Consider the following 17,376-nt stretch of genomic DNA (forward strand, 5'->3'; position numbering starts at 1 on the left):
GAAAGGCCGCTATAGAAGCGGCCTTTGAACAGTAGAAGATTTCTTGGATGCTTTATAACGTCCTAGCGCCTTAACGCTCCAAGAAGGCCTTAATAGCAACAAATATCCAGAAATGATTGAATTAAATGGCATGATCGGCACCTTAACAAATACTGTATAAATTGACAGTACCTGGCGGGCATGCTACCCTCAGAGCGTTTTTCAAACTATGCAGCAAACGGAACGCTCTGAGGGTAGCATGCCCGCCATCAGTAGCTCGATTTTTCCGGATTTTTGCTCGCTTCACAGTACCGTTTTTCCGCTTCATTTTGGGTCTCCTAGAGAGGTTAGTCTTAGCCTCCATTATACAGGAATTACCCTTTAAAATCAGCGACTTATGGAAATAAACAACGTCCTGAGCGCCCGTGCCAGTCTTGTCATCATCAAGTGGCCGTCTATTTCCAACGTTGGAAACTGTGGCCGTCTGCAGCGCACGACGGCACTAGTCCGGCAAGCCGACAATATGGGCATGAGCGCTTCAGCGCGGCATCAGCCGCCGCGTCACCGTACGTAATTCAACCGCCTCGACAAGGCCGACATAGGGCGGCGACTGTCGCAGGCGGTTACACCCCTCATCAGTCCCAGTCATCACAGCGATAATTTCCTCATCAGTCCCGTGCTCCATTAGCGCTCGCCACTCGTCGTGCGCTGATACCCACGTACCCTTGCTGTTCCAGCGCTCAATATTTTCTAAACTCTTGCGCCGAATTTCGTCGACCGTGCAGCATTGGACGACGCGTACGGCCGAGGCAAGTTTTTTCGCATCGAGCAGGGTTTGTGGGTTCGGCCGCTCTCGAGTGTCGCCCAGAGCGACCGTCACGCCAGAGATGGTTACAAGGCGCCGCGCGCGGGGCCCAAGCCGATCGCGGATGGCACGTATCGCATTCTCTAGCGTCATTGTGTTTGGTCGCAGGTAAAGGCCGTAGCCGGCATGCTCAATGATTCCCTCATCCTGCAGCATGGCCAAGCATCGGCTCAGCTGCCGAGCACTGCCCAAGTGCGCGAAATCGCGACGCAGGAACGTCTGCGTCGACGCCGCCTCAATGCACGCTCGTAAGCGCTGGATGATGGTTTGCTGATCCATGGTGGCCGATCGTGGCATACGTCCGACTTGATGAGCAAGTCATGTTTTTGCAAGCGACCGCAATCTAGAGACCCACGTTCAGCAAATGCGTACCGGGACATAGTGTAGAAGAGCTACGCTCCAAGCAGCAAACTACTTCTCTCACGCGAGACTCAATGCTAGCGTTTTTATCTCCTCGCTTTATGTAAAAGCACTTAACCACCGTGTGACCTGCTCAAGCGTTTGCCGCTCCTGATCAGCTTGCATAACAAGACCACGGTCAAGCAATCGGCCACCCGGAACGTCGGCGGCGAGGATGGTTAGGCTGTTACCAATGCCATAACCCCCATGCGTGATGAAAGGAATGATCGTCTTACCTTTGAAGTCATGTGCCGCTAGGAACGCGCGGATCACTGGCGGCACTGTTCCGCCCCAGATTGGGAAACCAAGGTAGATGGTCTGGTAGCGCGCAAAGTCTGCCACCGTCGCCTTCAACGGCGGCCGGTATCCGCGGTCGCGCTCCCGCCGAGCCTGTTCGACCGTCTCAAGGTAATCGTCCGGGTAAGGCTGAGCCGGTTGAATCTCGAACAGCACGGCCTTCTGGGCGCGGTGGATCTGTCCAGCAATCACCCGTGTATTCCCACTACGCGAAAAGTAGGCTACAAGCGCTGTACTTCCCTTGCGACTTGTTGTGTCCGGAGCGGCGAGTGCGGGATACCTCGCTGCCAGTCCCGACAACACCGCTGCCGCCATGAATTTTCTACGCAACACGGAAGTCGACCTATTCATGTTGTTCTCCCGCTCAAGCCATCTTGGGCAGCTTCGGTAGCAGCTTGTCGAGCGTGATCGGATACTCCCTGACACGGATGCCAGTGGCGTTGTAGATCGCATTTGCAACAGCGGCCGGTGCCCCACTAATGCCGAGCTCACCCACACCCTTGGCCTTCAACGGTCCGACCGTCGGGTCGACTTCGTCGAGGAAAATCACCTCCTGCTCTGGAATGTCCGCATGCACCGGCACTTCGTAACTGGCCAGGTCGTGATTGACGAAGAAACCAACCCCCTTGTCGACTACCAGGTCTTCCATCAGCGCGGCACCCACGCCCATGGTCATGCCGCCGATGATCTGGCTGCGTGCCGCGGTCGGGTTGATGATGCGCCCGGCGGCGCAAACGGCCAGCATGCGACGAACTCGGATTTCACCCGTACCCGCATGCACGCCGACTTCCACGAAATGCGCGGCAAAGGTCTGCTGGGCAAAGCGCTTGCCGAGGTCGCCGGTTTCCATGACGTCCTCCGCCACCAGTTCGCCTCCAGCGACCGCATCGAGCAAAGACCTGCTGTTGCCGCCCGCCCGCACGCGACCACCGGTGAATTCGATATCGGCGCCACTCATCCCGAGCCGATTAGCCACCATGTCGCGCAGCTTGACGCAGGCGGCGTAGACGCCAGCCGTGGATGAGGCAGCGCCGTACTGGCCGCCGGAGCCTGCACTTTCTGGCGAAGCGGAATCGCCAAGCAGCACAGTGACCTTGTCCAGGCCAACGCCCATCATCTCGGCCGCTGTCTGGGCAATGATCGTATAGCTGCCGGTGCCGATGTCGGTCATGTCGGTTTCGACCGTGACCTGACCTTTGCGGTCCAGTCGAACACGGGCCGCCGACTTCATGAGCCTGCCGCCCCGTATGCCCGCCGCCATGCCGGTTCCGATCAGCCAATGGCCTTCGCGCCGGGCACCAGGCTTCTTGTTGCGCCGCTCCCATCCGAAACGCTCGGCGCCGGTTTGCAGGCATTGGACGAGCTGGCGTTTCGAGAACGGCCTCCCTGGCGACTCAGGGTCGACTTGTGTGTCGTTCAAGATGCGGAAGTCAACCGGGTCGAGTCCCAGTTTTTCCGCCATCTCGTCCATCGCCACCTCGAGTGCCATCAAGCCCGGCGTTTCACCAGGAGCGCGCATGGCGTTCCCCTCCGGCAGGTCGAGATGTGCAACGCGCAGCCGCGTCATCCGGTTCTCGCCGGCATACAGGAGGCGCGTAGGCACTGTCGCGCTTTCAGGCCGCGTACCCAGGTTCCCGGACCAGCTCTCGTGGCCAATCGCCGTGATCCGGCCATCCCGCGTCGCCCCGATGCGAATCCGCTGAATGGTCGCCGGACGATGCGAGGTATTGTTGAACATGAGGTGGCGGTGCAGTGCCACCTTGACCGGCCGCCCCGTCAGGCGGGCAGCGATGGCAGCCAGTACGGCATCGGACTGGATCGAGCCTTTCCCGCCAAAACCGCCGCCGACGTAGGGCGCGATGATGCGGATGTTCTCACGCGGGATGCCAAGCGTGAGGGCGAGGTCGCGCGTGCCCCAGCTCACCAGCTGGATCGCATTCCACAGCGTCAGCTTGTCGCCTTTCCACGCTGCGATGCTTGCGTGCGGCTCCATCATCGCGTGGGAGTGGTCTGGCGTGGTGTATTTTTCATCCAGCGTCACCGGTGCTGACGCAAACGCGGCCTCGAAATTGCCAGCAGCCGTGTCCATTGTCGGTCCAGGCTGCAAAGGCTGCGGTGCAGGAGCATTACCCCGTTCTTCCTCGAGGTTGAAGCTGCCACGGGCGCGTGCGTATTCCACTCGCACCAGCTGGGCGGCCGCACGTGCCTGCTCGAAGGTTTCGGCCACAACGATCGCCACCGCCTGGTGGTAATGCTGGACCTCCGGACCGGCGAGTGCTCTGGCCACATAAAATTGGCCGACACCCAGCTTGCCAGCGTTTTCCGCCGTCGCGATCGCGATTACGCCCGGCGCCGCTTTGGCTTGGGTAAGGTCGATCGATACGATGCGCCCTTTGGCGATGCCGGCGCCGACGATATAGCCATAGGCTGCATCAGGTACCGGCGCATGATGCTCGTACGCGTAGGTTGCGGTCCCGGTCGTCTTGAGGCGTCCTTCGATACGCGAGGTAGGTTTGCCCACTACCTTCAGCCGGTCGATCGGATTGCGCACTGCAGGTGTCGTAAATTTCATGGCGTGACCGTCCTTGCGTCGGAAAGCAGCGTGGCGAGCGTGCGCTCAACCAGTGGCAGTTTGAAGGCGTTCTGCTCTGTCGGTTTCGCGTCGGCGAGCAGGCGTGCGACGACCGGCGCGGCGCCACGTGGCATCTCGGCCTCGGCCGCTTCGACCCGCCACGGCATGTGGGCCACTCCGCCCACGGCAACCCGGCCGCTGCCGTCGGGCTGGATGATGGTCGCCACTGACACCAGTGCAAACGCATACGATGCCCGGTCGCGTACCTTGTGGTAGGCCTGTTTGCCACTGACGGGTCGAGGCAGGGTCACCGCCGTAATGAGCTCGCCCTGTTCGAGATTGGTGTCGATATGCGGCGTGCGCCCGGGAAGTCGATAGAAGTCCGCAATCGGGATGGTTCGCGTCGTTCCGTTCGGCCGCGCTGTTTCGACTGTCGCGTCTAGCACGCGCATGGCGACGGCCATGTCGCTCGGATGGGTTGCGATGCACATTTCGCTGGAGCCGATTACAGCATGGGGCCGGTTGAACCCCTTGAGGGCGCCGCATCCGCTACCCGGCTGACGCTTGTTGCACTGCTGGGCGGTGTCATAGAAGTACGGGCAGCGGGTGCGCTGTAAGAGATTACCGGCAGTCGTTGCCTTGTTGCGCAGCTGGCCCGACGCGCCTGCCAGCAGAGCGCGAGACAGCACGGCGTAGTAGCGTCGTACCCGCAGATCACTTGCCAGGTCAGTGTTGCGCACTAGCGCGCCGATGCGCAGGCCACCATCCGCAGTCGGCTCAATCCTGTCCAGGCCGATGCCGTTAACGTCGATGAGATGGCCCGGTGTCTCGATCTGCAGCTTCATCAGGTCGAGCAGGTTCGTACCGCCGGCGATGAAACGGGCGCCAGGGGTGCGCCGCATCGCCTCGGCCGCCTCGGCGGGTGAGCGGACGCGTTCATAGGTGAAGGACTTCATGCTTTTCCTCCCGCGACTTCGGTCATCGCTGCGATGATGTTGAGATAGGCGCCGCAACGGCAGATATTCCCGCTCATGCGCTCACGCAGCTCGGCACTCGATAGCAGTGGCCGGGCCGTCAGGTCGGCACTTGCATGGCTTGGGATTCCACTCTTGATCTCGGATAGCACCGCGACGGCCGAGCAGATCTGGCCGGGTGTGCAATAACCGCACTGGTAGCCGTCGTGCTTGACGAAGGCAGCCTGCATCGGATGCAGTTTCGACGGATTGCCGAGACCTTCGATCGTCGTAATGCGGTCGCCCTCGTGCATGACGGCCAGGCTCAGGCATGAATTGATGCGGCGACCGTTGACCAATACTGTGCATGCGCCGCACTGCCCCTGGTCGCACCCCTTTTTGCTGCCGGTGAGGTGCAGGTGCTCACGCAACGCGTCGAGCAGCGTGGTGCGGGTGTCGAGCTGGAGCTGATGACGCTTGCCGTTTACCTCGAAGCTCACTGCCGAGCTTGACGCAGCCTCAGGTGCCGCCTGCGCTGCGCCGTTGAGTGGTACCGCCAGTGCCGCGGCCGTGCCGGCACTGGTCGCCATGAAGCCGCGCCGCGATACTTTTACGCTGTCGTTATCGTCCATCGTGTACTCCAGTCAGGTCGCCGTCGATGCCAACAGCGATGCATGTCGATCACGAAGCCGCGACTGATGTGGTGCTACTACATGATCGAAAGCGTGTTTGAAACCGCCGGCGCGAAAACGATCGTGCCGCCATGAAGCATCAAGTCTTGGCGGAAGCCTCGACGCCGGAGAACGCCAGCACTGCGTCTGGCAGGCGGGCGCCGCGAACCTGGATCGCCGAGACAGCCCGATTCAGTTCGGAAAGCTCGGCGGGGGTAAAGCGCACGGTGCTCGCACCGATGTTCTCGATCATGTGCGCCATCTGTGTCGTGCCGGGGATCGGGACGATCCAGGGCTTTTGCGCCATCAGCCAGGCAAGCGAGATCTGGGCAGGTGTGGCCTGCTTGCGTGCGGCCCAGGTCTTCAGCAGCTCGACCAGGGCAAGGTTATGCGTCAGGTTTTCGGGAGCGAACCTGGACTCGACTTTGCGGATGTCCCCATCGGCAAAGCGTGTGTTTGCATCGATCGCACCGGTAAGGAACTGGACGCCAAGCGGGCTCCACGGGACAAAGCCGATGCCGAGCTCCTGGCAGGTCGGAATGACGCTCTCTTCCGGACCACGCCAGAGCATGGAATATTCGTTCTGCACGGCGCTGACCGGTAGCGCAGCGTGAGCGCGGCGCAAGGTCTTCAGTCCCATCTCCGACAGTCCCCAGTGCAGGACTTTGCCTTGCTTCATCAAGTCCTGTACGGCGCCCGCGACATCTTCGATTGGAACCTGTGGGTCGACACGATGCTGGTACAGGAGGTCGATGCGATCTGTCCGCAGGCGCTTCAGCATGCCCTCGACAGCCTGCTTGATGTGGGCAGGCCGGCTGTTCAGTCCAGGCAGGCGCTTTCCAGTCTCGAGATCGATGTTCCATCCAAACTTGGACGCGATCACGACCTTGTTTCGAAATGGCGCAATGCCTTCGCCGAGAATGCGTTCGACTTCATGCGGGCCATATGCCTCGGCGGCGTCGTAGAAGGTCACGCCGCGGTCGAAGGCGGTCCGGATGATGTTGTGCATCTCAGGCCGGCTGGGAATTGTCGTCTGGTAGGTACGGCTCATGTTCTGGACGCCCAGGCCCACACTGGATACCTCCAGTGCGCCCAACTTGCGGCGGCCAGAAACGCTGACAGCCGAAGCATTCGGCCCGGCCGCTGCTCTGGATCCTCCTTGGGCAAGTGCGCTACCTGCAAATGGCGCCGCAGCCAGGCCTCCCGCCGCTGCCAAAAAGTTGCGACGGCCTGCTTCCGATCCATTCTTCGTCGTCGACTTCGACATTTCCAGCCTCTTTTCAAAATTGCGTCAATTGGGCACCACGCTTGCAAAGCAGGCGACGTTTCTAGCCTGCAAATCCGGTACGAATGAAGTGATGTCATCTGCGATCACAACCTGATCTAAGCCACTTCACCTCTGGCCAAACTCTACTGAGCACTATTGGAATTGAATAGATAGCAAAAACCGCAAGAAGTTATTAGCACAGCTTATTAATCCGCCCGCTGCGGATCGCATGCGTGGGCAGATCTGCGATTGAATGCGTTGTCGACCGATCAGTAAGACAGGGGCCGGACTCACCGCATACAGGCACTGAATTTATAAGTTGAGCTAATTAGTCTATGTGGATTTCACCGGCTTATCAGCCATAGTCAGCACAGCTACACTCGATGCTGTTGTAAAGGACATAGCGAACTCGCCCGGACTCGAGAAGTGAGTCGCGATGGCAACAGTAGGCCTTGTTCGGCAGCGCCGCGCAGAAAAATACCAAGACGCCCCTCAACCTCAGGAGATTGAAATGAAGAATTCGAAGCCCCTGCTCGCCATTACGTTGCTTGCCTTGCTTTCCGCTTGCTCAACGCTTGGTAGCGGCCCGGACAGTTCAACCGGTCCGCTACACATCAAGAAGCAGGGTAGCTTCGCCGCCGGCGGCACGGTAGCTACCGCGCCGGGAACCTTCAATCCACGCAAGCCGATGATGCCGGATGGGCAGACCTACCATGGCGACCATGCCTACGCCTTTTATCAAATTCCAGTCAACGCGCGAAAGCTGCCCATCGTCATGTGGCATGGCGCGGGTCAGTTCTCCAAAACTTGGGAGACCACGGCCGATGGCCGCGAAGGCTTCCAGAATATTTTCCTGCGTCGCCGCTTCGGGGTATATCTGATCGATCAGCCACGACGTGGCAATGCCGGCCGCAGCATGGTCGAGGCCACCATCAAGCCAACCCCGGACGAGCAGCTCTGGTTCAATCAGTTCCGTATTGGACTATGGCCAAACTACTTCGGGGGTGTGCAATTCGCCCAGGATGCTCAAACCCGTGAGCAGTTTTTCCGTGCGATGACACCGAACACAGGACCCTTCGATATGGGCGTTGTGTCCGATGGTGTGTCGGCAGTGTTCGACAAGGTGGGTCCCGGCATCCTGTTCACCCATTCGCAAGGTGGTGGACCGGGCTGGCTGACCGCAATCAAGAACAACAAGGTCAAGGCGATCGTCGCGTTCGAGCCTGGCAGCAGTTTCGTCTTCCCCGAAGGCGAAGTGCCTGCACCGATCCCGAGTGCCTTCGACACGGTGCAAGGTGCTGCCGTGCCGATGTCGCAATTCATGGCCCTGACTCGCATTCCGATTCTGGTCCTCTATGGCGACAACATCCCGGCCCAGGTCGTCGACCTGCCTGCCCAGGACAGCTGGCGTGCCCGACTGACGATGGCCCGGCACTGGCGTGACACGGTCAACAAGCACGGCGGGAACGTGACCTTGGTGCATCTCCCGGAGATCGGCATCAAGGGCAACACGCACTTCCCGATGTCCGACCTGAACAATGTGCAGATCGCAGATCTGGTGTCGAAGTTCCTGGCAGAGAAAGGCCTCGACTGACGAGAGCGCCCCCCTATGGGCAAAAGCAAGGGGTACCGGATGCAAAGCCGATGGTCGTCCCCCTCGGAACTATTTTTGACTTACGGAGCATTCCTGTGAAACACCTCGTTTTAAAGACTACCTTGATGGCGGCAATGGTTGGACTCTCGACCGGCGCGGCCCAAGCGGCTGACTACAAGAAGAATCCCTTCACCCTAGCCTACGATGGCGCGATCACGAAGAATGAGCCGGGCAAGGTCAACATCCATCCCGTCACCTACAAACTGAATGGCCTGGATATCGCCGCCAACGTGTACACCCCCGCCAACTACGATCCGGCGAAAGCCTATCCGGCTGTCGTGGTCGCTCACCCGAACGGTGGCGTGAAGGAGCAGGTCGCCGGCCTGTACGCACAGCGCCTGGCGGAACTGGGCTACATCACGATTGCAGCGGACGCGGCCTATCAGGGCGCAAGCGGAGGACAGCCACGCAATGTCGACAAGCCTTCGTATCGCATCGAGGACATTCACGGCATGGCCGACTTCATCGCCGGGTTCGCCGGCGTCGACGGAAAACGCCTGGGCTTGCTCGGTCTTTGCGGTGGCGGTGGATATTCGCTGGCTGCGGCGCAAACCGACAAGCGATTCAAGGCGGTTGCAACGGTCAGCATGTTCAACTCTGGACGGGTGCGTCGCAATGGCTACGTCGACTCGCAACTGGCTACTATCCAGGACCGCCTGCAGCAGGCTTCCGCGGCCCGTGCGCAGGAAATGGCCGGTGGCGAAGTGCTGTACTCGGGTGACGCGAACCTGACGGACGAGCAGATCGCCAAGCTGCCGTTTGATCTGTACCGCCAGGGTTACGAGTACTACTGGAAAACGCACGCACACCCGAACTCGACCTTCAAGTACACCACGAGCAGCTTGTTGGACCTGATGCGCTTTGACGCCACCAACCAGATCAAACTCGTCAATCAGCCTTTGCTCCTGATCGCGGGCACCAAAGCCGATAGCCTGTACATGAGCGAGGATGCTTTTGCCAAGGCGACTGGCACGAAGGACAAGGAACTGTTCAGGATCGAGGGAGCGACACATATCGAAACCTATTGGGTCCCCAAATATGTGAACGCTGCGATCGGCAAGCTGACTACGTTCTACGCAAGAACCCTTTGATGCAGATGCATGCTTAACGCCCTTGTCCAGAGGGCTAACGAATACTGCTCGGCCAAAGTACCAGCCCGAGCTGAAGGGAAGATATTGTGAGCGAGCAGATCAACAAAGTGCTGGTCGTCGGTGCGACCGGTAGCATAGGGCGGTGACCGAAGGTTACGGTTTGCAGTCCTGCTGAGGTACTCTGTTCTGGGCGAAGTTCCGGTTTCGGGCACAAGCGCTTTCAGCCAGAAGTGGACATACACCGCTGAGATGCTTAATCGCTAGTTCGTGTCGTCAAAGTTATCAATGGCCCAAATGTCAGCAGCGGCCCAAGTTCTTTCATCACTTCGGCGACATGGGGATGCGCAGCGTGACTGTCGACGGCCGCCTGATCGATCCAACCGTCCAGGATGAAAAAGGTGTCGGGTGCATCGACCCGCTGGTACAGGTCGTAATACAGGCAGCCCGGTTCTGCGCGTGCCGGCTCAACGAATCGCAGGATCAGGCCGCGCACGCGGTCGCGATCCTTCGATTCACAGCGCAGCTCGCAAATGATGTGACGTTCGTTCCCCTTGGCATTGTTCATGGCCCGCTCCTTAATTCTTCCCGGCGTAGACGCGCGTCATTCCGCCATCGACGATCAGGTCGATCCCGCGAATGTAACTGCTCGCATCGGACGCCAGGAACACGACTGCATTGCCGATATCGCGCGTGGCGCCGACGCGCCCGGCCGGAATCTCCTTGGATACGCGGGCCACGTAATCGGCCACGTCCTGGTCGCTCATCTTTTGTTCCTTGCCGTAGCCTTCGGTTGGTACGACGCCAGGGCTGATGGTGTTGACGCGGATATCGCGGTCGCGCAAATCCGTGGTCCAGCTGCGAGCGAGCGAACGTACCGCGGCCTTGGTGGCGGCGTAGACGCCAAAGCCTTTCAGACCCATGTCGGCAGTGATGGAGGCGTTCAGGATGATCGAAGCGCCGTCACGCAGGACCGACAAGGCGGTCTGCACCGTCAGCACGACGCCTTTGACATTGATCGATAGCTCGCTGTCGATCTGCTCTTCTGTAATTTGTTCCAATGGGGTGGCATGCCCGCCGCCGGCGTTGGCGAACAGGATGTCGAGCTGGCCGTGAGCCTGCTTGATGGTGTCGGCCACGCGCTGCATGTCCGCCTTGACGGATGCATCGGCCTGGACGCCAATGGCACCCTTGCCCAGTTTTGCCACGGCGGCATCGAGCACTTCGCGACGGCGGCCGGTGATGTAGACGGTTGCGCCTGCTTCCAGCAGGCACTGTGCTGCGCCGAAGCCGATGCCCGTCGTGCCGCCGGTGACGAGCGCAACCCGCCCGTTGAGAGTATTTGCAATCATGACAATTCCTGAATTGAAGAGAACGGTGCGCGTCGTCCAGCAAGTGCAACCGGACAGACGCGCGGAAAATGAAGCGGCTTAGCGGTTGACGGTTTTCATCTGCTGCGCGTTGTAGCGCTCGCCTTGTACCGGCACCCGTGCCAGAACGTCTGCGAGCGCTCGGAGGTCCTCCGCAGTCAGGACAACATCGGCGCCGCCGATGTTTTCTTCCAGGCGGTGCAGCTTGGTCGTACCGGGGATCGGCGCAATCCACGGCTTCTGGGCTAGCAGCCAGGCCAGTGCCACCTGGGCCGGCGTGGCATTCTTGCGGGCTGCGACTTCGCCGATCAGGGTCACCAGGTTGTGGTTGGCCTCACGGGCTTCGTCGGCAAAGCGTGGCAAGGTATTGCGAATATCACCCGCCGCGAAGCTCGTGCCGGCGTCGATCTTGCCGGTCAAGAAACCTTTACCGAGCGGGCTGAACGGAATGAAACCAATGCCCAGCTTTTCCAGCAGCGGCAGGATTTCCTGCTCCGGCTCGCGGGTGAACATCGAGTATTCGCTTTGCAGGGCCGACAGCGGCTGCACGGCATGGGCACAGGTGATGGCCTCGACACCGGCTTCGCACATACCGAAGTATTTGACTTTGCCTGCAGCAATCAGGTCGCGAACGGCGCCGGCCACATCTTCCATCGGCACGTTCGGATCGACACGGTGCTGGTAGAAGAGGTCGATGCAATCAGTTTTCAGGCGCTTGAGCGACTGTTCCGCGACCTGCCGGATACGTTCAGGACGGCTGTCCAGACCGGCTTTCGCATCGCCGTCTTTGAAGCCGAACTTGGTGGCGATAACGATCTTGTCGCGGAACGGTGCCACCGCTTCGCCGACCATTTCTTCGCTCGCTTGGCCATAGGCTTCGGCGGAGTCGAATAAGGTGACACCGCGCTCGTAGGCGGCGCGGATCAAGGCGATACCATCACGCTTGTCAGTAGCCGGGCCGTAGCCAAACGTCAAACCCATGCAACCGAGTCCGATTGCCGAAACTTCCAAACCACTATTTCCCAATTTACGTTGTTGCATGCTGTGCTCCCAAAAGCGCCGGCTAAGGATGTGTGAGGCAGCCAGCTGAACCTGTTGACGAACTATAGGCGCGCATGGTTAGTGCGAGAAGCCATATACTCCGAATACCGATATGCAGAATTTCGATAAATGGAACGAATCAATCTCAACAACGTGGCGGCGTTTGTCGTCGTCGCGCGGGAGCGCAGCTTTACTCGGGCGGCCGCACAACTCGGGCTGTCGCAGTCATCTCTGAGCCATACGATCAGCGCACTCGAAGCCAAGCTGGGGATGCGGCTGCTGACCAGGACGACGCGCGGCGTGTCGCCCACCGAGGCCGGGGAGCGGTTATTGGCCACCGTTGGTCCCTACTGCGAAGGCATCGAGGCCGAACTGGCATCGCTGAGCGAGGATCGCGACAAGCCGGCTGGCACGGTCAGGATTAGTTCGCACGATCACGCAGTCCGAACGATCCTGTGGCCGAAGCTGTCCAGACTGCTTCCCGTTTATCCTGATTTGAAAATCGAGTTTTCAATCCACTACGGATTGATCGACATCGTTGCGGAACGATTCGATGCGGGCGTGCGGGTTGGCGACCAGGTGGCCAAGGACATGATCGCAATGCGCATCAGCCCGGATTTCCACATGACTGTGGTCGGTGCCCCTTCTTACTTCTCGACGCGCAAGGCGCCGGCAGTTCCTCAAGACCTGACTGAACACAACTGCATCAATTTGCGATTGCCGACCCACGGTGGCTTGTATGGGTGGGAGTTCGAGAAGGACGGTCAGGAGATGAGCGTGCACGTCCAAGGGCAGGTGATTCTGAATACATCGGCGGAACTGGTGACAGCTGCACTGGAAGGCTATGGGCTGGCTTACGTACCCCAGGACGTGGCCGATCGGCACATTGCAGCTGGTGACCTAGTGCAGGTGCTCGATGACTGGCGCCCAACCTATCCCGGCTACCACTTGTACTATCCAAGTCGACGCAATGCGTCCCCAGCATTTTTGCTTGTGCTGGACGCGCTGCGCCTGAGGGCCTGATGACTAGGATGGGGAACGTCGACCGGTTGAATGCGCAGGCGAAAGCGGTCTGTCACGCAATGGCTTCCAGCAGAGTCCAACTGATTTGCAATCGGAACGCCTTAATCTAGTCGCTCAGTTTGATGTGTATGTGTCACTGATCGCGGCGTTTCGCAGAAGCAATCGCTCAATTTGATGTAGCTCCGTTCGCGGCAACCGCTCGCCAGTTGCCTTAATGGATGGAATTGACAGCAACGGTTGTCACGGCCTATACCGGTCATTCCGACGTGCGCCCGGTTAGAACCGCCAACCTTTGTTGTCGTTGGTGAGCATGATGGATTGCGCCTCTATCAGCTATGTAGCGGCGTGTGGATGCACTCAAAAAAGCTCGAATAGGTCCAAAAGGCGATCCGACTGCGGGCTAAGAACCTCGAGTAAGTAGTGCAATCAAGGTTTCAAATATCCCTTCCGCACCAGATCAACAACGTCGAGGCTGAATCGGGGCTCAACACTCGTTAGTCACCAACAAGACGCGTGAACGCAAGCGAAGCCAGTGTCCAGGTTTCGCCTTGCCGCACATACACTTCGGTAACCATGAATGGATTAGTGACCTCGTTGTCACGCACAACCGCACCCAATCTCATCTTGGTTAGCACAACAGCGGTACTGCCTACCAGCCGAACGGAAGACTCCTGTATGTCGACTTTTTTGTATTGGATATTGCCACTGCGAATTACGTCGAGCTCTGCACTTTTTGTTAGCGTTCTACTCATGTGGACAAACATGGCCTTGTCGTTGAAAAGCTTACTTAGACCATCGACGTTCCGCTCGGACATCCAACGCCACATTTGCTGAGACAAGGCCAAAACTTCCCGCTCAGTTTTAGAAAGAGTTACGCTTGAAGAGCTCGTTCCCACTATGGACGTTTGAGGCGATCCAGTTGGAGGTGCCTGGGTTTGCTGCGCGGCACTCGTAAGCAGTGGCCCTGCTGAAATGCATCCAACCGCCAGGGTACAAACAAGTCGAAATATTTTGGATTTGTAATCGTCATTCATGCTGTGTCTCCTAGGTTAATCAGTACTACCATGCCAATCCGAAGCTTCACTTTTTCTTGAACACATCCTTGGCGATGGCAATCGCCGTCACGGCATTCGGCCAGCCGCCATAGAACGCCAGGTGGGTAATGGTTTCGACCAGCTCGGCTTCGGTCACACCGTTGTCGCGGGCACGCTGTAAGTGCGAACGCAGTTGGTCGGGGCGGTTCATGGCGATTAGCGCGCTGACGGTGATCAGGCTGCGGTCACGCTTGGACAGTCCGGGACGCTCCCACACGTCTGCATAGAGCACTTGATCCGTCAGGTCGGCAAGCTTTGGTGCGATGTCGCCGTACATCCGTTGCGCCGGCGTCTGAGTACCTGCGCTGGCTGGCTTAGCCGCTTGCGGGCTTGCTGGCTGCACTTGGGCATGTGCGGAAAGCATGGACAGTGCACCTGCCATGACAAGAGCACCGACCAAGTTTTTTTGTGAGAAGACGTTCATATAAGCTTTCTGAAGAGGCAAGTTCAAGTTACCGGCTGAGCCATGGATGAGCGTCATCCGGGAGTAAAAGACGCTATGACTCAGTGCTGATACTGCTCGTCGCTGACCTTCTCCATCCAGTTCGTCGATTTGCCGTCCAGGGATTCCGAGATCGCTACATGACTCATTCCGATAGTTCGGCTCGCACCATGCCAGTGCTTTACGCCTGCGGGAATCCAAACGACATCGCCAGACCGTATTTCCTCAGCCGGGCTGCCCCATTGCTGAACCCGGCCAACTCCGGCGGTGACGATCAGCGTCTGTCCCAACGGATGCGCGTGCCAGGCCGTGCGTGCTCCAGGCTCGAAGGTGACGATGCCGCCACCCACGCGGCCGGGCGCTTCCGCCCTGAACGATGAATCGACGCGCACGGTGCCCGTAAAATTCTGCTGCGGCCCGGCGGTCGACGGCTGGGAGCCGATCCGGGTTACCTTCACCTTGGATGCAGGCGGATCGGCAGCAATGACGGCGCCGGTCGCAAGGAAGATGGCAGAGGCCATCAATGTGGTTTTGATCATGGTGCTCAGATCTCCAGTCGACGTTCGCTCATCCACTTGACCATCGCAGGGTCGCGGTGCGAGAAGAAGCTGCTGTTACCGGTCTCCAGCTGTGCGATGACGGCCATGTCGCCTTCGTCCAGTACAAAGTCGAATACGTCGCGGTTCTCCACCATCCGTTCGCGGCGCACGGTCTTGGCGAGGGCCACGACATTGCGCTGGACCAGCCAGCGAAGCACGACCTGGCCGACCGATTTGCCATATTTGGCCGCAATCGCGGTCAGCGCTTCGTTCTGGAACAGATTGTTTCGGCCTTCCGCAAAGGGAGCCCACGCCTCGGCCTGAACGCCGTTGGTTGCCATGAAGGAAACGCTTTCATCCTGCTGATGGAAGGGATTCACCTCGATCTGGTTGACCATCGGCTTGACCTCATTGAAGGCCATGATGTCCATCAGGCGGTCAGGCTGAAAATTGCTCAGGCCGATTGCACGAAGTTTGCCGTCCCGATAAGCCTCTTCCATCGCGCGCCAGGATCCATGGACATCGCCGAACGGCTGATGGATCAGGTACAAGTCCAGATAGTCCAGCTGCAGGCGCTGGAGCGACTTGTCGATGGCCTCCCGGGTAGCCTCGTAGCCCGCGTGCTGGACCCACAGCTTGCTCGTGATGAACAAGTCTTCCCTTGCAAGGCCACTGCTCTTGACGCCCTTGCCGACCGACTCTTCATTCAAATAGGACGCCGCCGTATCGATCAGGCGGTAGCCCGACTCGATTGCATCGATCACGGCGCGTTCGCACTCTTTGGGGTCCGGAATTTGGAAGACACCGAATCCCAGGATGGGCATCCTTAGCCCGTTGTTAAGCGTCACATACTGCATGTGGAATTCCTTTGACTGAAGACTCGACAGCTGCTGTCGGGACAGGCCGAATGCCGGGCCATGTTGAATTGGCCCAAAATTCCGCACCAGATGCTGACCCCGCTATTTTCCTGACAACTCTACCGAGCACGATTGAGATTGAGTAGCCGGTAAATTCGGCATGGTCTTATAAGCTTGGCTAATCAATCACCAAGCCTGCTTGTGCCATCGTCCTGAGACCGTCATCGACCAACCATCTTCTGACTGTCGGCCGAATAGCGGTGTCCCTGCACAGGGATGCGCGCAATCACAGCATTGACTTCGCTGAGTTCGTCAGGTGCGAGGTGGACCTTCGCTGCGCCGATGTTCTCTTCCAAGCGGTGCAGTTTCGTGGTCCCGGGAATCGGAACGATCCACGGCTTCTGTGTCAGCAGCCATGCCAATGCAACTTGAGCCGGGGTCGCTCCTTTGCCTCTGGCGATCTCCAGGAGGAGGTCGACGAGTGCGGTGTTGGCTGCTCGTGCTTCCTGGGTAAAACGCGGCACCGTATTACGGAAGTCGCTCGCATCGAACTGGGTGGACTTGCTGATGGCACCTGTGAGGAAACCTTTGCCGAGTGGACTGAACGGCACGAAACCGATTCCGAGTTCTTCCAGCAGCGGCAGGATCTCCGTTTCCGGCTCGCGCCACCACATCGAGTATTCGCTTTGCAGCGCAGTGACCGGCTGCACTGCATGTGCACGACGAATCGTTTCGGCCCCCGCTTCGGACAGGCCAAAGTGCTTCACCTTGCCCTGTTTGATCAGATCCTGGACCGCACCAGCGACGTCTTCGATCGGCACGTTCGGATCGGGTCGATGTTGATAGAACAGCTCGATGCAATCGGTCCTGAGCCGTTTGAGTGACTGCTCCGCCACTTCCCGGATACGTTCAGGCCTGCTGTCCAGGCCGGCACGTACATCGCCATTGCGAAAACCGAACTTCGTTGCAATCACCACCCGGCCGCGGAACGGCGCCAATGCCTCTCCCACCAACTCCTCGTTGGATCCATAGACTTCCGCGGTATCGAAAAAGGTAACTCCGTGCTCAACGGCCGCACGAATCACACTGATAGCGCTTTGCCGTTCCGTTGCAGGGCCATAGCCATGACTCAGGCCCATGCAGCCAAAGCCGATACTCGATACCTGCAGGCCACTCTTTCCAAGTTCACGCTGTTGCATTGCTCTCTCCTTCGCATTAAATGAAGCGCGAGAGCTCAAGTCGCGCACTTCGTCATCGATAGCGAC

The 17,376-nt window shown here is 59.0% G+C and carries 18 protein-coding genes; 4 read left to right on the forward strand and 14 right to left on the reverse strand.

Annotated elements, in window-relative coordinates; all coding sequences use genetic code 11:
* Nucleotides 1-517: 517 nt before the first annotated feature.
* The 6 genes from ACSQ25_RS25720 to ACSQ25_RS25745 form a co-directional block, all read right to left on the reverse strand.
* The gene (locus ACSQ25_RS25720; protein ID WP_436108577.1) at nt 518-1,123 is read right to left on the reverse strand and encodes a hypothetical protein; all 606 of its coding nucleotides are present in this window, start codon (nt 1,121-1,123) and stop codon (nt 518-520) included.
* 180 nt (nt 1,124-1,303) lie between these two features.
* Nucleotides 1,304-1,891, reverse strand: coding sequence for a flavodoxin (locus tag ACSQ25_RS25725; RefSeq protein ID WP_436108578.1), 588 nt, complete (start codon nt 1,889-1,891; stop codon nt 1,304-1,306).
* A gap of 13 nt (nt 1,892-1,904) precedes the next feature.
* Entirely contained in the window at nt 1,905-4,112 is a 2,208-nt protein-coding gene (paoC, locus tag ACSQ25_RS25730; protein ID WP_436108579.1) for an aldehyde oxidoreductase molybdenum-binding subunit PaoC, read from the reverse strand.
* Nucleotides 4,109-5,068 (reverse strand): FAD binding domain-containing protein, encoded by a 960-nt coding sequence (locus tag ACSQ25_RS25735; protein WP_436108580.1) that lies wholly within the window; start codon nt 5,066-5,068, stop codon nt 4,109-4,111. Before ACSQ25_RS25735 ends, paoC begins: the two co-directional genes overlap by 4 nt.
* Nucleotides 5,065-5,697, reverse strand: a complete 633-nt coding sequence (gene paoA, locus ACSQ25_RS25740) for an aldehyde dehydrogenase iron-sulfur subunit PaoA (protein WP_436108581.1) — start codon at nt 5,695-5,697, stop codon at nt 5,065-5,067. Before paoA ends, ACSQ25_RS25735 begins: the two co-directional genes overlap by 4 nt.
* 139 nt (nt 5,698-5,836) lie before the next feature.
* Nucleotides 5,837-6,787 carry an aldo/keto reductase gene (locus tag ACSQ25_RS25745; RefSeq protein WP_436108582.1) on the reverse strand — a complete coding sequence of 317 codons (951 nt, stop codon included), beginning with the start codon at nt 6,785-6,787 and terminating at the stop codon, nt 5,837-5,839.
* Here ACSQ25_RS25745 and ACSQ25_RS25750 point away from each other — a divergent pair.
* From ACSQ25_RS25750 to ACSQ25_RS25760, 3 genes are all read left to right on the forward strand, one after another.
* Nucleotides 6,786-7,118, forward strand: a complete 333-nt coding sequence (locus ACSQ25_RS25750) for a hypothetical protein (protein ID WP_436108583.1) — start codon at nt 6,786-6,788, stop codon at nt 7,116-7,118. The genes ACSQ25_RS25745 and ACSQ25_RS25750 overlap by 2 nt on opposite strands.
* Nucleotides 7,119-7,514: 396 nt before the next feature.
* Complete coding sequence (locus tag ACSQ25_RS25755) at nt 7,515-8,597, forward strand: alpha/beta hydrolase (RefSeq protein ID WP_436108584.1); 1,083 nt, start codon at nt 7,515-7,517, stop codon at nt 8,595-8,597.
* A 125-nt stretch (nt 8,598-8,722) separates the two neighbouring features.
* Nucleotides 8,723-9,748 (forward strand): alpha/beta hydrolase, encoded by a 1,026-nt coding sequence (locus tag ACSQ25_RS25760; protein WP_436108614.1) that lies wholly within the window; start codon nt 8,723-8,725, stop codon nt 9,746-9,748.
* Between the two features lie 253 nt (nt 9,749-10,001).
* Here ACSQ25_RS25760 and ACSQ25_RS25765 read toward each other — a convergent pair whose 3' ends face one another.
* The 3 genes from ACSQ25_RS25765 to ACSQ25_RS25775 all read right to left on the reverse strand — a co-directional run bounded on the left by ACSQ25_RS25765 (nt 10,002) and on the right by ACSQ25_RS25775 (nt 12,156).
* Nucleotides 10,002-10,313 carry a putative quinol monooxygenase gene (locus ACSQ25_RS25765; protein WP_436108585.1) on the reverse strand — a complete coding sequence of 104 codons (312 nt, stop codon included), beginning with the start codon at nt 10,311-10,313 and terminating at the stop codon, nt 10,002-10,004.
* Between the two features lie 10 nt (nt 10,314-10,323).
* Nucleotides 10,324-11,097 carry an SDR family oxidoreductase gene (locus ACSQ25_RS25770; protein ID WP_436108586.1) on the reverse strand — a complete coding sequence of 258 codons (774 nt, stop codon included), beginning with the start codon at nt 11,095-11,097 and terminating at the stop codon, nt 10,324-10,326.
* 78 nt (nt 11,098-11,175) lie between these two features.
* On the reverse strand, nt 11,176-12,156 hold the full coding sequence (locus ACSQ25_RS25775; protein WP_436108587.1) for an aldo/keto reductase: 981 nt from the start codon (nt 12,154-12,156) through the stop codon (nt 11,176-11,178).
* Nucleotides 12,157-12,285: 129 nt separating this feature from the next.
* On the opposite strand from ACSQ25_RS25775, the gene ACSQ25_RS25780 reads away from it, so the two are divergent.
* Nucleotides 12,286-13,179 carry a LysR family transcriptional regulator gene (locus tag ACSQ25_RS25780; protein WP_436108588.1) on the forward strand — a complete coding sequence of 298 codons (894 nt, stop codon included), beginning with the start codon at nt 12,286-12,288 and terminating at the stop codon, nt 13,177-13,179.
* A gap of 494 nt (nt 13,180-13,673) precedes the next feature.
* On the opposite strand, the gene ACSQ25_RS25785 is transcribed toward ACSQ25_RS25780, so the two are convergent.
* From ACSQ25_RS25785 to ACSQ25_RS25805, 5 genes are all read right to left on the reverse strand, one after another.
* Complete coding sequence (locus tag ACSQ25_RS25785; RefSeq protein ID WP_436108589.1) at nt 13,674-14,213, reverse strand: nuclear transport factor 2 family protein; 540 nt, start codon at nt 14,211-14,213, stop codon at nt 13,674-13,676.
* A gap of 46 nt (nt 14,214-14,259) precedes the next feature.
* Nucleotides 14,260-14,697, reverse strand: a complete 438-nt coding sequence (locus ACSQ25_RS25790; RefSeq protein ID WP_436108590.1) for a carboxymuconolactone decarboxylase family protein — start codon at nt 14,695-14,697, stop codon at nt 14,260-14,262.
* 80 nt (nt 14,698-14,777) lie between these two features.
* A complete protein-coding gene (locus ACSQ25_RS25795; protein WP_436108591.1) occupies nt 14,778-15,254 on the reverse strand; it encodes a (R)-mandelonitrile lyase in 477 nt (158 codons plus the stop codon).
* 5 nt (nt 15,255-15,259) lie between these two features.
* The gene (locus ACSQ25_RS25800; protein WP_436108592.1) at nt 15,260-16,111 is read right to left on the reverse strand and encodes an aldo/keto reductase; all 852 of its coding nucleotides are present in this window, start codon (nt 16,109-16,111) and stop codon (nt 15,260-15,262) included.
* A gap of 221 nt (nt 16,112-16,332) precedes the next feature.
* The gene (locus tag ACSQ25_RS25805; protein ID WP_436108593.1) at nt 16,333-17,310 is read right to left on the reverse strand and encodes an aldo/keto reductase; all 978 of its coding nucleotides are present in this window, start codon (nt 17,308-17,310) and stop codon (nt 16,333-16,335) included.
* Nucleotides 17,311-17,376: the final 66 nt, after the last annotated feature.

The sequence above is a fragment of the Massilia sp. LjRoot122 genome (assembly GCF_964252725.1).
Classification (GTDB): domain Bacteria; phylum Pseudomonadota; class Gammaproteobacteria; order Burkholderiales; family Burkholderiaceae_D; genus Telluria.

Coding starts and splice junctions, on each gene's coding strand:
- ACSQ25_RS25720 (WP_436108577.1), bottom strand. CDS start 1,123: ATGGATCAGCAAACCATCATCCAGCGCTTACGAGCGTGCATTGAGGCG.
- ACSQ25_RS25725 (WP_436108578.1), bottom strand. CDS start 1,891: ATGAATAGGTCGACTTCCGTGTTGCGTAGAAAATTCATGGCGGCAGCG.
- paoC (WP_436108579.1), bottom strand. CDS start 4,112: ATGAAATTTACGACACCTGCAGTGCGCAATCCGATCGACCGGCTGAAG.
- ACSQ25_RS25735 (WP_436108580.1), bottom strand. CDS start 5,068: ATGAAGTCCTTCACCTATGAACGCGTCCGCTCACCCGCCGAGGCGGCC.
- paoA (WP_436108581.1), bottom strand. CDS start 5,697: ATGGACGATAACGACAGCGTAAAAGTATCGCGGCGCGGCTTCATGGCG.
- ACSQ25_RS25750 (WP_436108583.1), top strand. CDS start 6,786: ATGTTCTGGACGCCCAGGCCCACACTGGATACCTCCAGTGCGCCCAAC.
- ACSQ25_RS25745 (WP_436108582.1), bottom strand. CDS start 6,787: ATGAGCCGTACCTACCAGACGACAATTCCCAGCCGGCCTGAGATGCAC.
- ACSQ25_RS25755 (WP_436108584.1), top strand. CDS start 7,515: ATGAAGAATTCGAAGCCCCTGCTCGCCATTACGTTGCTTGCCTTGCTT.
- ACSQ25_RS25760 (WP_436108614.1), top strand. CDS start 8,723: ATGGCGGCAATGGTTGGACTCTCGACCGGCGCGGCCCAAGCGGCTGAC.
- ACSQ25_RS25765 (WP_436108585.1), bottom strand. CDS start 10,313: ATGAACAATGCCAAGGGGAACGAACGTCACATCATTTGCGAGCTGCGC.
- ACSQ25_RS25770 (WP_436108586.1), bottom strand. CDS start 11,097: ATGATTGCAAATACTCTCAACGGGCGGGTTGCGCTCGTCACCGGCGGC.
- ACSQ25_RS25775 (WP_436108587.1), bottom strand. CDS start 12,156: ATGCAACAACGTAAATTGGGAAATAGTGGTTTGGAAGTTTCGGCAATC.
- ACSQ25_RS25780 (WP_436108588.1), top strand. CDS start 12,286: ATGGAACGAATCAATCTCAACAACGTGGCGGCGTTTGTCGTCGTCGCG.
- ACSQ25_RS25785 (WP_436108589.1), bottom strand. CDS start 14,213: ATGAATGACGATTACAAATCCAAAATATTTCGACTTGTTTGTACCCTG.
- ACSQ25_RS25790 (WP_436108590.1), bottom strand. CDS start 14,697: ATGAACGTCTTCTCACAAAAAAACTTGGTCGGTGCTCTTGTCATGGCA.
- ACSQ25_RS25795 (WP_436108591.1), bottom strand. CDS start 15,254: ATGATCAAAACCACATTGATGGCCTCTGCCATCTTCCTTGCGACCGGC.
- ACSQ25_RS25800 (WP_436108592.1), bottom strand. CDS start 16,111: ATGCAGTATGTGACGCTTAACAACGGGCTAAGGATGCCCATCCTGGGA.
- ACSQ25_RS25805 (WP_436108593.1), bottom strand. CDS start 17,310: ATGCAACAGCGTGAACTTGGAAAGAGTGGCCTGCAGGTATCGAGTATC.